The organism is Pseudomonas sp. KnCO4 (genome assembly GCF_045344305.1).
GTDB lineage: Bacteria > Pseudomonadota > Gammaproteobacteria > Pseudomonadales > Pseudomonadaceae > Aquipseudomonas > Aquipseudomonas anuradhapurensis.
The window spans coordinates 238,080-252,840 of the sequence record NZ_CP174199.1; the positions used below are offsets into that span (position 1 = coordinate 238,080).

At 65.0% G+C, this 14,761-nt stretch carries 12 protein-coding genes; 3 read left to right on the top strand and 9 right to left on the bottom strand.

Going from position 1 to position 14,761, the window contains the following annotated elements; all coding sequences use genetic code 11:
• Positions 1–5 precede the first annotated feature (5 nt).
• Entirely contained in the window at positions 6–1,283 is a 1,278-nt protein-coding gene (gene gabT, locus ACJA3S_RS01040; protein WP_406820589.1) for a 4-aminobutyrate--2-oxoglutarate transaminase, read from the top strand.
• 137 nt (positions 1,284–1,420) lie between these two features.
• Positions 1,421–2,686: an HDOD domain-containing protein gene (locus ACJA3S_RS01045; protein ID WP_406820590.1), complete on the top strand. Its 1,266-nt coding sequence runs from the start codon at positions 1,421–1,423 to the stop codon at positions 2,684–2,686.
• Positions 2,687–2,793: 107 nt separating this feature from the next.
• Here ACJA3S_RS01045 and ACJA3S_RS01050 read toward each other — a convergent pair whose 3' ends face one another.
• Together ACJA3S_RS01050 and desA are read right to left on the bottom strand one after the other, a co-directional pair.
• Positions 2,794–3,822 carry a sensor domain-containing diguanylate cyclase gene (locus ACJA3S_RS01050; protein WP_170027790.1) on the bottom strand — a complete coding sequence of 343 codons (1,029 nt, stop codon included), beginning with the start codon at positions 3,820–3,822 and terminating at the stop codon, positions 2,794–2,796.
• 101 nt (positions 3,823–3,923) lie between these two features.
• Positions 3,924–5,108, bottom strand: a complete 1,185-nt coding sequence (gene desA, locus ACJA3S_RS01055; RefSeq protein WP_406820591.1) for a delta-9 fatty acid desaturase DesA — start codon at positions 5,106–5,108, stop codon at positions 3,924–3,926.
• 146 nt (positions 5,109–5,254) lie between these two features.
• Here desA and dibA point away from each other — a divergent pair, with 146 nt between their 5' ends.
• On the top strand, positions 5,255–7,150 hold the full coding sequence (gene dibA, locus ACJA3S_RS01060; RefSeq protein ID WP_406820592.1) for a phosphodiesterase DibA: 1,896 nt from the start codon (positions 5,255–5,257) through the stop codon (positions 7,148–7,150).
• Between the two features lie 92 nt (positions 7,151–7,242).
• On the opposite strand, the gene ACJA3S_RS01065 is transcribed toward dibA, so the two are convergent.
• From ACJA3S_RS01065 to tcyN, 7 genes are all read right to left on the bottom strand, one after another.
• Positions 7,243–7,887, bottom strand: a complete 645-nt coding sequence (locus ACJA3S_RS01065; RefSeq protein WP_289131637.1) for a methionine ABC transporter permease — start codon at positions 7,885–7,887, stop codon at positions 7,243–7,245.
• Positions 7,877–8,986 carry a methionine ABC transporter ATP-binding protein gene (locus tag ACJA3S_RS01070; protein ID WP_406820593.1) on the bottom strand — a complete coding sequence of 370 codons (1,110 nt, stop codon included), beginning with the start codon at positions 8,984–8,986 and terminating at the stop codon, positions 7,877–7,879. The genes ACJA3S_RS01065 and ACJA3S_RS01070 overlap by 11 nt, the downstream gene beginning before the upstream one ends.
• 1 nt (position 8,987) lies before the next feature.
• The gene (locus ACJA3S_RS01075; protein ID WP_406820594.1) at positions 8,988–9,788 is read right to left on the bottom strand and encodes a MetQ/NlpA family ABC transporter substrate-binding protein; all 801 of its coding nucleotides are present in this window, start codon (positions 9,786–9,788) and stop codon (positions 8,988–8,990) included.
• On the bottom strand, positions 9,781–11,172 hold the full coding sequence (locus ACJA3S_RS01080) for an LLM class flavin-dependent oxidoreductase (protein WP_406820595.1): 1,392 nt from the start codon (positions 11,170–11,172) through the stop codon (positions 9,781–9,783). The genes ACJA3S_RS01075 and ACJA3S_RS01080 overlap by 8 nt, the downstream gene beginning before the upstream one ends.
• Positions 11,172–12,353, bottom strand: coding sequence for an SfnB family sulfur acquisition oxidoreductase (locus ACJA3S_RS01085; protein WP_406820596.1), 1,182 nt, complete (start codon positions 12,351–12,353; stop codon positions 11,172–11,174). The genes ACJA3S_RS01080 and ACJA3S_RS01085 overlap by 1 nt, the downstream gene beginning before the upstream one ends.
• Positions 12,354–12,495: 142 nt before the next feature.
• Positions 12,496–13,737 carry an SfnB family sulfur acquisition oxidoreductase gene (locus tag ACJA3S_RS01090; RefSeq protein WP_406820597.1) on the bottom strand — a complete coding sequence of 414 codons (1,242 nt, stop codon included), beginning with the start codon at positions 13,735–13,737 and terminating at the stop codon, positions 12,496–12,498.
• 264 nt (positions 13,738–14,001) lie between these two features.
• Complete coding sequence (gene tcyN, locus ACJA3S_RS01095) at positions 14,002–14,760, bottom strand: L-cystine ABC transporter ATP-binding protein TcyN (RefSeq protein WP_406820598.1); 759 nt, start codon at positions 14,758–14,760, stop codon at positions 14,002–14,004.
• Between the last annotated feature and the right edge of the window lies 1 nt (position 14,761).

Sequence of the window (14,761 nt, forward strand, 5' to 3'; positions counted from 1 at the left end):
GCATTATGAGCAAGACCAACGAATCCTTGATGCAACGTCGTGTCGCCGCCGTCCCACGTGGTGTTGGCCAGATCCACCCGATCTTCGTCGATACCGCGAAGAACGCTACCGTAATCGACGTTGAAGGCCGCGAACTGATCGACTTCGCTGGCGGCATCGCAGTACTGAACACCGGCCACCTGCACCCGAAAGTGGTTGCGGCCGTGCAAGAGCAGCTGACCAAGGTCAGCCACACCTGCTTCCAGGTCCTGGCCTACGAACCTTATGTAGAGCTGTGCGAGAAGATCAACAAGCTGGTCCCGGGCGATTTCGCCAAGAAGACCCTGCTGGTCACCACTGGCTCCGAAGCCGTTGAAAACGCCGTCAAGATCGCCCGTGCCGCCACCGGCCGTGCTGGCGTCATCGCCTTCACCGGCGGCTACCACGGCCGTACCATGATGACCCTGGGCCTGACCGGCAAGGTCGTGCCGTACTCCGCTGGCATGGGCCTGATGCCAGGCGGCATCTTCCGCGCCCTGTTCCCGAGCGAACTGCACGGTATCAGCGTTGACGACGCCATCGCCTCGGTCGAGCGCATCTTCAAGAACGACGCCGAGCCGCGCGACATCGCCGCGATCATCCTCGAGCCGGTTCAAGGCGAAGGCGGTTTCCTGCCAGCGCCAAAAGAGCTGATGCAGCGCCTGCGCGCCCTGTGCGACCAGCACGGCATCCTGCTGATCGCCGACGAAGTACAGACCGGTGCTGGCCGTACTGGCACCTTCTTCGCCATGGAGCAGATGGGTGTTGCGCCTGACCTGACCACCTTTGCCAAATCCATCGCTGGCGGCTTCCCGCTGGCCGGTGTGTGCGGCAAGGCCGAGTACATGGACGCCATCGCCCCGGGCGGCCTGGGTGGTACCTACGCCGGTTCGCCGATCGCTTGTGCTGCGGCCCTGGCCGTCATCGAAGTGTTCGAAGAAGAGAAACTGCTGGACCGCAGCAAGGCTGTTGGTGAGCGCCTGACCACTGGCCTGCGCGAAATCCAGAAGAAGTACCCGATCATCGGCGACGTGCGTGGTCTGGGCTCGATGATCGCTGTGGAAGTCTTCGAAAAAGGCACTCACACCCCGAACGCTGCTGCTGTTGGCCAGGTTGTGGCCAAGGCGCGCGAGAAGGGCCTGATCCTGCTGTCCTGCGGCACCTACGGCAACGTCCTGCGGATTCTGGTTCCGCTGACCGCCGAAGACGCGCTGCTGGACAAGGGCCTGGCGATCATCGAAGAGTGCTTCGCTGAAATCGCCTGATGTGACCTGCTGCAGAAAAAACCCGCTTCGGCGGGTTTTTTTATGCCCATATGCCGCTGCCGGCGCTATCGTTGTGGCAGGACTCGCTTGGCAAGCTGCGACGGATTGTGTGTCAGGGATTTTCAGGAGTTTTGGCGATGAACGCTGCGCACCCCTCCCCACCCAGTGTACTGATCGTCGAAGGTGACCCTTGGGTCCGTGACATGCTCAGCGAAATGTTGCTCAGCGTGCGCTGCGATGCCCGCCTGCAGGTGTGCGCCGATGGCGAGCAGGCGCTGAGCGCGCTGTCCAGCCAGCCCGACCTGATCATCGCCGCGCGTGAACTGGCCGGTGTCGATGGCCTCGACCTGTTGCGCAAGGTCCGCGCCAGAGGGCCGGGGTTGCCGTTCATCCTCATGAGCAACCGCAGTGACAGTGCCAGTGTGCATGAGGTACTGCCCCTGCATCCCACCGCCTACCTGAGCAAACCGCTGAACCTGGACAACTTGCGCAAACGCCTGGAAGAGCTGCTGCTCTGCGTTGACGAAGAGATCACTTGCCCATCGCCAGCCTTGCAGGCGGGTGCCAGCCTGCCGGCCTACCTTGAGCAACGCCGCGCCAGCGCCGATGGCGGGCCGCTGATGGCCGATGTGCAGGCGGCGCTCAAGCGCGCGCTCAACCCGCAGGGCCTGAACCTGAAGGTGCTCGAAGAGGAGCTGCACGACGACCCGCAGATCACCGCCGTGCTGATCGCTGCGGCCAACAGCGCTGCGCTGCACCGGGAAGCACCGGTGCAGACGTTGCTGCAGGCCTTGAACAAGCTTGGCAGCACGCAGAGCATGAACCTGGTCCTGGGCATGACGCTGAAACGCAGTGCCCGCCTCAGCGACCCGTTGCTGAGCAAGCATGCAGCTCGTTACTGGGGCCTTTCGCTGCATGCTGCCGAGTATGGCCGTACCCTGGCACGCATGCTCGAACTGGACGAAGGGCGTTGCTACTGCGCCGGTTTGCTGCATTGCCTTGGCGACCTGGCAGTGCTGCGTTGCCTGCAGGAGTGGCGGCTGGCCGGCGGCGAGCTGGATGAGGGCCAGGTGCAGCGGTCGCTCGACGAGTTCGGTGCTGCGTTCGGCTCGGCGCTACGCACCCGCTGGCGGCTGCCGTTGGCATTGCGCGAGCTGATTGCGGCCATCTACCAGCTGGGTGGCGGGGTGTATTCCCGAGAGATACTGGCCATGAACCTGGCTGGGCAGTTGTCGCGGCTACCGGCCGGCCTGGAGCTGGGGCTGGAGCGGGTGGCCAGCAGCAAGACGGCGCGCTTGCTGAAGATTGGCCTGCCGGAGCTGAGCCGGCTGCGCAAGGTGCAGAGCCCGGAGGTAAAGCCGGAAGAAGAACCGCCAGTGGCTGAGGCTGAGGTTTCCGGCTGAGGTTCGGGGCCGCTTTGCGGCCCATCGCGACGCAAGGCCGCTCCTACACCGGGGGCGGCGCCTGTAGGGGCTTGGGGCGCGATCGGGGTGCGAAGCAGCCCCAGGCCTCAGCCGCAGACGATCTGGTTCTTGCCCTGGCGCTTGGCCCGGTACATGGCCGCGTCGGCTCGCGCATACAGGCTGTCCAGCGTCATATCGTCGTCGGTCAACGCGGTCACCCCCTGGCTCACCGTCACTCCATAGCTCTGCTCGCCATGGCTGAAACTCAGGCGCTGGATGTGCCGCTGCAAGCGTTCGGCAATCTGCTCGGCTACCTGGGCATTGCAGCCGGGGAACACCGCCGCGAATTCCTCACCACCAATGCGCCCGAACAGGTCACCACGGCGTAGCACGGCCTTGCCGCTGTCGGCGATGCGCTGCAGCACCTGGTCGCCTTCCTGGTGGCCGTAGCTGTCGTTGATGCGTTTGAAGTCGTCGATGTCCAGCAACAGGAAGGCCAGTGGCGTGCCGTCTTCGCGGGCGCTATCGAAGGCCTGCTGGGCGCATTCGAAGAAATGCCGGCGGTTGCTGCTCTGGGTCAGTACGTCGGTGGTGGCCAGCCGCTGCAGTTCGCCTTCGAGCTGTTTCTTTTCGGTAATGTCCTCGGCGATGCCGACGATGATCACCCGGTCGCTATCGCGTTGCTGGTTGATGTAGCACTTGTCACTGAGCCAGCGGACCTGGCCGTCGGCGTTGAGAATGCGGTACTCGCGGTCTTCCACCGAGCCCTTGAGCAACACCTGCGCCAGGCTGCGCTCGGCGAACTCCAGGTCGTCGGGGTAGATGCTGTCGCGCCACTCGTTGTAGTCGGCCAGCACCAGGCTGACGGGGCGGCCGAAGATGCGCTCGTAGGCAGGGCTGACGTACAGCACCTGACGGGTTTCCCAGTCGAAGGCCCAGAGCACGGCGTTGACGCTGTCGAGCAGGGAGCTGAACAGCTGCTCGCGCTCGCTCAGGCGGGCAACTTCGCCTTGCGCGTGAAGCAGGGCAAGCAAGGTCTGGGCGGCCTCGGGAGGTGGTGTGCCGGGCAATGTCGTTGGAATGTTCTTGGCCATGTGCACGAAGCAGGTCTCGACGTGAAAGCGTGCGGCCAGCATCCGGCCCGCCACGCGGGGCGATGTGCCAGATTCGAGTAGGAGCGATGGGGCGAAGTTCCGGGCGGCACGCCCTGCCAGAAGGGCGTGCCGATCAACGGTGGTCAGGCGCTGGTGGGGCGCAGGGAATAAGTCTTGAGTTGTTCCGCGAAGTCGCGCAGGGCGTGGATGCCGCTGCTTTCGGCCTCGTGTACCCAGTCCTTCATGGCGGCCAGCATGTCGTGGCCGTTGGCGCTGGTGCGCGCCCAGATCTGCTGCAGGGCCAGGCGCTTTTCGTAGATGGTCTTCAGCGCCTGGCTGTGTGCCAGCATCGATTCGATGCGCACATGGTGGCGGTCCTGCAGCAGGCTGGTTTCACGCGACAGCAGGCGTTTGGCCCGGCGGAAGTGGTGGCGCACCGAGGCATCGACGCGGGCCAGCTCCTGCTTGACCAGCGGGCCGATCACCAGCTTGCGGTACTGGGCCATGATCTGGAAGCGGTTGTTGAGGATCGCCATGGCGGTATCCATGTCCAGGCTGGCCTTGCCGGCCACCCGGTGGGCGATGGGCGCCACGCGTTGTACCTTGGCCAGGCGCAGCAGGCAGAACAGACGGATCCACGCCCAGCCCATGTCGAACTCCCAGCGCTTGACCGACAGCTTGGCCGAGTTGGGGTAGGTGTGGTGGTTGTTGTGCAGCTCCTCGCCCCCGATGACGATGCCCCACGGCACCAGGTTGGTGGCGGCGTCGCGGCATTCGAAGTTGCGGTAGCCAAGGGCATGGCCCAGGCCGTTGACCACACCCGCGGCCCAGAACGGGATCCACATCATCTGCACTGCCCAGATGGTGATGCCGATGGTGCCGAACAGCAGCAGGTCGATCACCGCCATCAGCGCGATGCCGCCCAGCTTGTAGCGCGAGTAGAGGTTGCGCTCGATCCAGTCGTCCGGGCAGTTCTTGCCATAGATGCGCAGGGTGTCGGGGTTGCGTGCTTCTTCCCGGTACAGCTCGGCGCCTTTGCGCAGCACCGTGCCCAGGCCCTTGTATACCGGGCTGTGCGGGTCTTCGGGGGTTTCACACTTGGCGTGGTGCTTGCGGTGCACGGCGGTCCATTCGCGGGTGTTCTGGGCGGTGGTCAACCACAGCCAGAAACGGAAGAAGTGCTTGAGCGCGCCATTGAGCTCCAGCGCCCGGTGCGCGGAGTAGCGGTGCAGGTAGACCGTGACGCTGACAATGGTCACATGGGTCATCAACAAGGTGATGCCGACCAGTTGCCAGGCCGACAAGTCGAGCAGGCCGTTGTACCACATAGGTGCAGATACCCTCGAAATGCAGGGGGAAGGGGTGATTATCCCTTTGTGGGGAAATAAAACCAGTCAACCGTTCAGATAGGAAGTCACGACATGTTTCAGCCTTTATAATGCCCCTTCCTTTCTGATGGGCTATCGCACCCGACATGTCTGTTTCCGTTCGCGACGCCTTGCGCATGGCTGCGCTGTATGTGGTGCTATCCGTCCTGTGGCTGATACTGGCCGAGGTGGTGCTGCAGAACATGACCGATGATCCCCTGGCACACACCGTGGGGCGGCAGATCAATGTAGTGGTCTGGGTACTGTTCAGTGCCTTGCTGATTTACGTGTCGCGGGTGCGCCTGCTCAATTTCATCGGCCGTGGCGCGCGCTTGCGCTGCGAAGACCGTGAGCGGCTGCGCATGGCCGCTGCCGTGTTCGACAGTACCCTCGAAGGCGTGCTGGTGACCGACCGCCAGGGCCTGATCGTGCACGTCAACCGGGCTTTCATGCGCATTACCGGCTACCAGCAGGACGAGGTCATTGGCCAGCGCCCGAACAAGTTCAAGTCGGGCCGCCATGGCCTGGCGTTCTACCAGCAGATTTTTACCACCCTGGCGGAGAAGGGCGAATGGAGCGGGGAAATCTGGAACCGACGCAAGAGCGGCGAAATCTACCCGCAATGGCAGACCATTTGCGCCATTCACGATGACGAAGGTGAACTCAGCCACTATGTGGCGGTGTTCAGCGATATCAGCGCGATCAAGCATTCGGAGCAGGAACTGGCCTACCTGGCCCACCATGACCCGCTGACCGGCCTGCCCAACCGCCTGCTGTTCACCGACCGGGTCGGGCAGGCCCTGACCGCAGCCCAGGCCAACAAGCGCGGCTGCGCGCTGCTGTTGCTGGACCTCGACCACTTCCAGAGCATCAACGACGGCCTTGGCCACACCATTGGCGACCAGCTGCTCAAGCTGGTGGGCGAGCGCCTCGGCGAGGTGGTGGGCAGCGGCGTGACTCTAGCGCGCCTGGGTGGCGACGAGTTCGGGGTGCTGGCAGAGAACTGCCAGCAGGTCGGCCAGGCGGGCAAGCTGGCGCAGGGCATCATCGAGCGCATGCGCGAGCCGTTCCAGTTCGATGGTCACCGCCTGTTCATCAGCGTGAGTGCGGGCATCAGCCTGTTCCCCAGCGACGCCTTGAGCGCCGAGCAGTTGCTGCGCAATGCCGACTCGGCCCTGTACAAGGCCAAGAGCAACGGGCGGGCCTGCTATGCCCTTTATACCGAGGAGCTGACCGCTCATGCCCAGCATCGGGTCGAAACCGCCGGCGAGCTGCGCCGGGCGCTGGAGCAGGATGAGCTACGGGTGTTCTACCAGCCGGTGCACGACCTGGCGACTGGTCGACCGGTCGGGGTCGAAGCGCTGGTGCGCTGGCAGCACCCGCAGCGCGGCCTGGTGCCGCCGGGCGAGTTCATCCCGATTGCCGAGCGCACCGGGCTGATTGCCGAGATCGACGCCTGGGTGCTGCGCCAGGCATGCCGGCAGATGGTGCAATGGCAAGCTCAGGGCCAACAGCTGGAATTCGTCGCGGTGAACATCTCCAGCCGCTTGTTTGGCCAGCATGAGTTGTATCAGCAAGTGGCCGAAGTGCTGCACGAAACCGGCCTGGCCCCGGCCTTGCTGGAGCTGGAGGTCACCGAGAGCGCGGTGATGGAAGACCCGGAAGTGGCGTTGGAGCAATTGCATCGCCTGCGTGAGCTGGGCGTGACCTTGGCCATCGACGACTTCGGCACCGGGTATTCATCATTGCTGCGGCTGAAGCGCTTGCCGGTGCAGAAGCTGAAGATCGACCAGGGCTTTGTCGCCGGGTTGCCGCTGGACGAGGACGATATCGCGATCGTCCGGGTGATCATCGCCCTGGCCCGCAGCATGGGGATGCAGGTGCAGGCCGAGGGTATCGAGCAGGCCGAGCAGGCCAGCTTCCTGCTGCAGGAGCTGTGTCAGTTGGGGCAGGGATACTGGTTCGGGCGGCCAGTACCACCTGCGGAGTTGCACTGGGGTTGAGGGCCTCTTCGCGGGCACGCCCGCTCCCACAGGGACTGCACAGGACCTGAGAGATGTGGGGACCTGTGGGAGCGGGCATGCCGGCGAAGAACTCAACGCTTGTTCAAGCCTTTCGCCAACCGGTCGCCACCCAGCTGGATCAACGCCACCAACGCCACCAGCATGGCAATCACGGTCAGCATGATCTGGCTGTCGAAGCGCTGGTAACCATAGCGGTAGGCGATGTCTCCCAGGCCTCCGGCGCCAATCGCCCCGGCCATGGCCGAAGAGTTGATCAGCGTTACCAGGGTAATGGTGAATCCCCCCACGATCCCCGGCAGCGCCTCGGGCAGCAGCACGTGCCAGACGATGTGCCAGCGCCGGCAACCCATGGCCTGTGCCGCTTCCACCAGGCCGTGGTCGACCTCGCGCAGGCTGACCTCGGCAATGCGCGCGAAGAACGGCGTGGCGGCAATGGTCAGCGGTACCACTGCCGCCCACACGCCGTAGGTGGTGCCTACCACCAGGCGGGTGAAAGGGATCAGTGCGACCATCAGGATCAGGAACGGGATCGAGCGGAACAGGTTGACGAAAGCGCCCAGCACCCGGTTCAGTACCGGGGCCTGGAAGATCCCGCCCTTGTCACTGGTGACCAGCAATACCGCCATCGGCACCCCCACCAGCAGGGCAATCAGCGACGACACGCCGACCATCAGCAACGTATCGAGCAAGCCTTCGAGCAGGCGATCAAACCACATGGCCTAGTACCTCCACGTCCTCGGCCCAGCGGCGGGCGCGCTCCAGCAAATGATGGGGGTCGTGCGGCGAGTGCTGCACCGACAGGATCAGCTGCCCCAGGGCATGCTCGCCAATGGTCTCCACGCCACCCTGCAGCAGGCGCACGCGACCGCCCAGGTCATTGAACAGGGCCGACAGCTCCGGCTCGCCGAGCACGGTCAGCTTCAGCACCACGGCACTGTCAGGGCCCGCCGGGGTCGCCTGCAGGCTGGCCTGCAGCGCGGCGGGCAACCTGGCCTGCAAAGGCGCGAGCAGGGTCCGGGTGACCTCGTGGCGTGGTGCGCCGAATACCCGCCACACTTCGCCCTGCTCGACCACTGCACCGCGTTCGAGCACAACCACCCGATGGCAGATATCGCGGATCACCGCCATTTCGTGCGTGATCAGCACGATGGTCAGGCCCAGGCGCCGGTTGATGTCGCGCAGCAGCTCGAGGATCGACGTGGTGGTTTCCGGGTCCAGCGCCGAGGTGGCCTCGTCGCACAGCAGGATCTCGGGGTCATGCACCAGTGCCCGGGCAATGCCGACCCGCTGCTTCTGCCCGCCGGACAGCTGCGCCGGGTACACCTGGTGTTTTTCCTGCAGGCCAACCAACTCCAGCAATTCGCGCACCTTGCGCTGGCGCTCGGCCTTGGCAACGCCGGCCACCTTCAGTGGCAGCTCGACGTTCTGCCACACGGTCTTGGCCGACATCAGGTTGAAATGCTGGAAGATCATGCCGATGCGCCGGCGCAGGGCTACCAGCTGGTCTTCGTCAAAGGCGGCGATGTCCACCTGGTCGATCAGCACCCGGCCCTGGCTGGGCTGCTCCAGGCGGTTGATGGTACGCAGCAGCGATGACTTGCCGGCGCCGCTGCGGCCAATGATGCCAAAGATCTCGCCATGGCGGACGTTCAGGTCGATGCCTTGCAGGGCCGGTTGCGCCTGGCCCGGGTAGGTCTTGCCCAGGCCGATGAAGCGCACATGGGCCTGGTTGACCTCCGGGCGCAGGGCCTGCTCCCTGGCCGTCGTTGGCAGTGGTTGTGCGGTGGGCGCCCGCAGCGCGCTGGCCTGGCTCATGTCAGCCCTCCCAGCCGACCTGGTAGAGCTTGCCATGGGCCTTGTCCAGCGCCGCGCGCACTGCTGGCGAATGCTGGTAGATATCGACGAACCTGGCCAGGCGCGGGTCGTCCTTGCTTTGCGGGCGAATGACGAACTGGATCACGTATTCCTTGTTCTCCAGGCCGTCGAACAGCAGCGCCGAGCCAGCGTCGAAGCTGTTGGCCAGGCGGATGTAGGCCGGGTAGCCCTGCACCAGGTCGGCATCATCATAGGCACGTACCAGTTGTACCGCCTCGACCTGGAGGATCTTGAGCTTTTTCGGGTTGGCGACAATGTCGGCCTCGGTGGCCTTGTAGCCGACCCCTGGCTTGAGGCTGATCAAGCCAGCCTTGGCCAGCAGCTGCAGGCCACGGCCGCTGTTGATCGGGTCGTTGGCGATGGCCACGCTGGCGCCTTCGGGCAGGTCGGCGAAGCTTTTGTATTTTTTCGAATACAGGCCGACATTGTTGATGATGCCGGGGGCGTAGGGCACCAGGTTGAAACCTGCAGCAGCCTTGGCGTTCTCCAGGAACGGGATGTGCTGGAAGTAGTTCACGTCGATGTCGCCGCTATTGAGGCTGACATTCGGCGCGATCCAGTCGCTGAACTCGATCAGCTTCACTTCCAGGCCTTGCTTGTGTGCTTCTTCCACAGCCGCTTCCAGCGGGATGGCGAAGGCCGCGGTGGTACCGATCTTCAGCGGTTCGGCAGCCAGGGCGCTGGCGCCCAGGCCGAGGGTAAGGGCAACGGCCGCGACGGGCCGGAACAGTTTTTCAAGCATGGTGCAGGGCTCCAGTCGGGGTAGGGGCAGAGGCAAAGCGGTAAGCCGAGCCAGGGTGGTCGGCGGGCAGGTATGGGTGGTCGGCCTGGAACAGCTTTTCGCGCAATGTGCCTTCGGCGTAGGCGGTCTTGTAGCGGCCACGCTGCTGCAGTTGCGGGATGACCAGCTCGATGAAGGCCTCGAAGCTTTCCGGGGTGACGGTGCGGGTCAGGTTGAAGCCGTCCAGGCCGGTTTCATCGATCCAGGCGATCAGCTGCTCGGCCACTTGCTCCGGCGCGCCGACCAGGGTCACGTAGCGGCCACCCAGGGCGTGTTGCTGCAACAGGCGACGACGCGTCCAGGCGTTGTCCTGCAACTGGCGCGTGGCGGACTGGATGGCATTGCCCTGGCGGAAGGCGATCGGTTCGTCCAGCTCGAAGGCGGCAAAGTCGATACCGGTGGAGGCCGCGAAATGCGCGACCCCGGCCTCGGCACTGGCATGTTGCAGGTACTCGGCGTGCCTGGCCTGGGCCTGTTGCTCGGTGGCCGCGACGATCACCGTGATGCCCATGAACACCTTGACCGCCTGCGCGTCGCGCCCAGCGGCCTGGGCGGCGGCCCGCACCTTGTCGACCTGGGCGCGGGTGGCGGCCTTGTCCTGGCCGCTGATGAACACGCATTCGGCATGGTTGCCGGCGAAGGCCAGGCCACGCGGTGAGCTGCCGGCCTGGAACAGCACCGGGGTGCGCTGCGGCGACGGTTCGCTCAGGTGGTAGCCCTCGACCTGGTAGAACTCACCTTGGTGGCGGACCTTGCGCACCTTGTCCGGCCGCGCGTAGATGCGCTGCTGGCGGTCGGCGACCACCGCATCGTCGGCCCAGCTACCCTCCAGCAGCTTGTACAGCACCTGCAGGTATTCGTCGGCCTGGTCGTAGCGGCGGTCATGTTCAGGTTGCTGCGCCAGGCCCATGGCCCGGGCGGCACTGTCGAGGTAGCCGGTGACGATGTTCCAGCCCACCCGGCCATTGCTCAGGTGGTCCAGGGTGGAAAGACGCCGGGCGAACAGGTACGGCGCCTCGTAGGTGAGGTTGGCGGTAAGGCCGAAGCCCAGGTGGCGGGTGACGGCAGCCATGGCCGAGACCAGCAGCAGCGGGTCGTTGACCGGCAGCTGGATCGACTCCTTGAGGGTGACGTCCAGCGACTGCCCATAGATATCGTAGGTGCCGACGATATCGGCAAGGAACAGCCCGTCGAACAGGCCGCGTTCCAGCAGCCGCGCCAGGTTGGTCCAGTAGTCCAGGGTCTTGTACTGGGTCGAGGTATCCCGCGGGTGAGTCCACAGGCCGTGGTTGATGTGCCCAATGCAGTTCATGTTGAAGGCATTGAGCAGGATCTGCTTGGCCATCAGATGGTCCCCCGGCGTGGCGGGTTGGCATCGTTGAGGTAGTAGTTGCCGATGGCGTGGTACTTCCAGCGCACCGGGTCATGCAGGGTGTGCACGCGGGCGTTGCGCCAGTGGCGATCGAGGTTGTGTTCGGCCAGGGTGGCCTGGCTACCGCTCAGCTCGAACAGCGTCGTGCCGGCTGCCAGGGATATCTCGGTGCTGATCGCGCGGGCTTCGGCCACGGCAATGGAGGCAGCGGCAACCTTGTCGGCGGTGCTGTCGTCACGGGCGCGGTCCAGGTATTCGCCGGCACGCTCCAGCAGGGCTTCGGCGGCATGCAGACGGATCGCCAGCTGGCCGAAGCTCTTCAGCGTCAACGGGTCGTCGGTGGCCTTGTCCAGGCCGGAGTCGACCCACGGGCGGCTACGGCTGCGCACGAAGTGCAAGGCGTCTTCATAGGCGGCGCGGGCGATGCCGGTGTCGATCGCGGCATGAAGAATCTGCGCCAGCGGGCCGACCGGGGTGGGGCGCTCGAAGGCGCTCTGGAACGGCACCACGTCGGCGGCGCTGACATAGACATTGTCGAATACCACCGAGCCGCTGCCGGTGGTGCGCTGGCCGAAACCGCTCCAGTCGTCGATCACCTGCAGGCCCTTGCTGTCGGCCGGGACGAACGCCAGGTGCTGCACGCCGTGCTCGTCAACCACCGAGGTGGGAATGCGCTGGGCGTAGATGGCCCCGGTGGCGTAGAACTTGCGGCCATTGATGCGAAAACCGTCGCCATCGCGGCTCAGGCGGGTGGTGCGGTCGTTGGCAGTCCTGGTGCCCAGTTCCGCCAGGGCGTTGCCGAAGCGGCGACCAGCCAGTACTTCGCCATACAGGCGCTGCTGCTGTTCGGGCGAGCCGTTCACCCGCAGCACTTCCAGGGCGTAGAAGTGGTTCTGCGGGATCTGCCCGAGCGAGCCGTCGGCCTGGGCGATGCGGGCGATGACCTTGGCCAGGGTGACATTGGATACCCCGGCACCGCCGAAGGCCTTGGGCACGCTGATCGCCCACAGGCCGGAGCGGGTGAACAGCTCCAGCTCGGCGTGCGGCAGGCGGCGTTCGCGGTCGCGCTGGGCGCTGTCGCGGCGCAGTTGCTGGGCGATGTCTTCGGCGACGGCCAGTGCTTGGGTGTCGTTGGTAATGATGGTTGTAGTCATGGTGTTCTCCAGGGGCCGCTGTGCGGCCCTTCGCGGGCTCGCCCGCTCCCACGGGTTAAAGTGATACCCGTCCAGGCGGTGGGAGTCCTGTGGGAGCGGGCGAGCCCGCGAAGGGCTGCGCAGCAGCCCCAAAGGCAGCAAATCAGATCCAGGAATGCCGCGCAGGCAGCGTGCCGTTGAGGTGGTAAGCGCCCACCGCGTGGTACTTCCAGCGCACCGGGTCATGCAGGGTGTGCACCCGGGCGTTGCGCCAGTGGCGGTCGAGGTTGAACTCGGCAAGGGTGGCGCGGCTGCCGGCCAGCTCGAACAGCTTCTCGCTGGCCTGCAGGGCGATTTCGGTGGTCAGCACCTTGGCCTCGGCCACCGCGATCGAGGCCCGCGCCGCGCTTGCGGCGTCGATCGGCGCGGCATTGACTTCGTCGAGGACCCGCGCAGCCTTGCGCAGCAACGCTTCGGCGGCATGCAGCTCGAGCTTCAGGCGGCCGACGTCGGCAATCACATACGGATCGTCACTGGCGCGCTCGACATTGGCATCGACCCATGGGCGCGACTTCTCGCGGACGAATGTGATTGCATCCTCGATCGCCGCTTCGGCAATACCGGCATCGATGGCCGCTTGAATCAGCTGCGAAGCTGCACCCTGGGTATTGGGAATGTCGCGCTGGCGCCAGTTGTCGATCACCAGCTCGGCCTCCACCGGCACCTGGTCGAGCAGCACGGTGCCGCTGGCGGTGGTGCGCTGGCCGAACCCGGACCAGTCATCGACGATGCGCAGCCCGGGGCTGCCACGGCGGACGAACGCCAGGCGCTGGCGGCCTTCGTCGTCCAGCGCCTTGACCGCCACCCAATGGGCGAACAGCGCACCCGTGGAATAGAACTTCTCGCCGCTGATGCGATAGCCGTCGCCGGCCCGGGTGAGCCTGGCCTTGAGCGTGAGGGTATCTTTGGTGCCGCGCTCAGGCCCGGCATTGCCGATGCGCCAGCCGTCGAGCACGCTGCGGTAGATCGCTGCCTGTTGCGCTTCGGTGCCGGTCAGGCGCAGCAGTTGCAGGATGCCAAACTGGTTCTGCGGGATCTGCCCCAGGGCCGGGTCGGCAGCGCTGATCAGGCGGAACACTTCGGCGATGGTCTCGAATGACACTTCGGGGCCGCCAAAGGCTTTGGGGACGCTGATGCTGCCCAGGCCGCTGCGGGTGAACAGCTCGATCTCGGCCCATGGCAGTTTGCGTTGCTGGTCGCGGCGGGCGGCCTGCTCGCGCGCGACCTCGGCCAGCTCGCGCGCCGCTTGCAAGGCTTCGGCGTCGTTGCGCAGCACCTTGGCTGGCAGCAGCACTGGCGAGCTGTCGAGATCGCTGTGGAATCGGGTATTGGCTTGGCTGGACATCAGTGCCGCTCCTCGGCTGCACTCAATGCCCTGGCGTTGCGCACTGGGGTGATTGTGATCCTGACCATTCCTGACCTCACAAATTGGTTATGTCGCTGTAGCGGGTCGCGACGGATGTGTGCTGGTCCGGTGGTCCGGTGGATATACCCTAATGCTTTATAAAAACTTTATGAACTAACTCTTTGGAATATGTATAGAAGGAGGGATTTGTTGCGGATGTACCGGCCTCTTCGCAGGCGCGCCCGCGAAGAGGCCGGCTAAGGCTTACTCGGAAGCCGCTGTCCCGAGGAACTTGCGCAGGAATTGCCGGGTACGTTCTTCCTTCGGTGCCGCGAACAGCGCCTTGGCCTCGCCTTGTTCCACGATCACCCCCTTGTCGAAGAAGATCACCCGGTTCGCCACGTCCCGGGCAAAGCTCATCTCGTGGGTGACGATGATCATGGTGCGTCGCTCCTCGGCCAGGCCGCGGATGGTCGCCAGCACTTCGCCCACCAGCTCCGGGTCGAGGGCCGAGGTCGGTTCGTCGAACAGGATCACCTCTGGTTCCATGGCCAGGGCCCGGGCGATGGCCACCCGTTGCTGCTGGCCACCGGACAGGCGCCGCGGGTAGGCATCTTCCTTGCCCGCCAGGCCGACCTTGGCCAACAGGCGCCGGCCCAGCTCGATGGCCTGCTCGCGAGGCGTCTTCTTGACGATCACCGGGCCCTCGATGACGTTCTCCAGGGCGGTGCGGTGCGGGAACAGGTTGAAGTTCTGGAAGACGAACCCGGCCTGCTGGCGCAGGCGGCGGATCGCGCTTTGCTGGCCACCCAACGGGCGGTTGGCGTCGATGCTGATGCCACCGATCTGGATCTGCCCGGCATCGGGGGTTTCCAGCAGGTTCAGGCAGCGTAGGAAGGTGGTTTTGCCAGAGCCGCTGGGGCCGATGATCGCCACCACTTCGCCCGGCTGCACGGTCAGGTCGATACCGTTGAGCACGGTCTGGCCCTTGAACCGCTTGGTCAGGCCTTTGACTTCAATCATG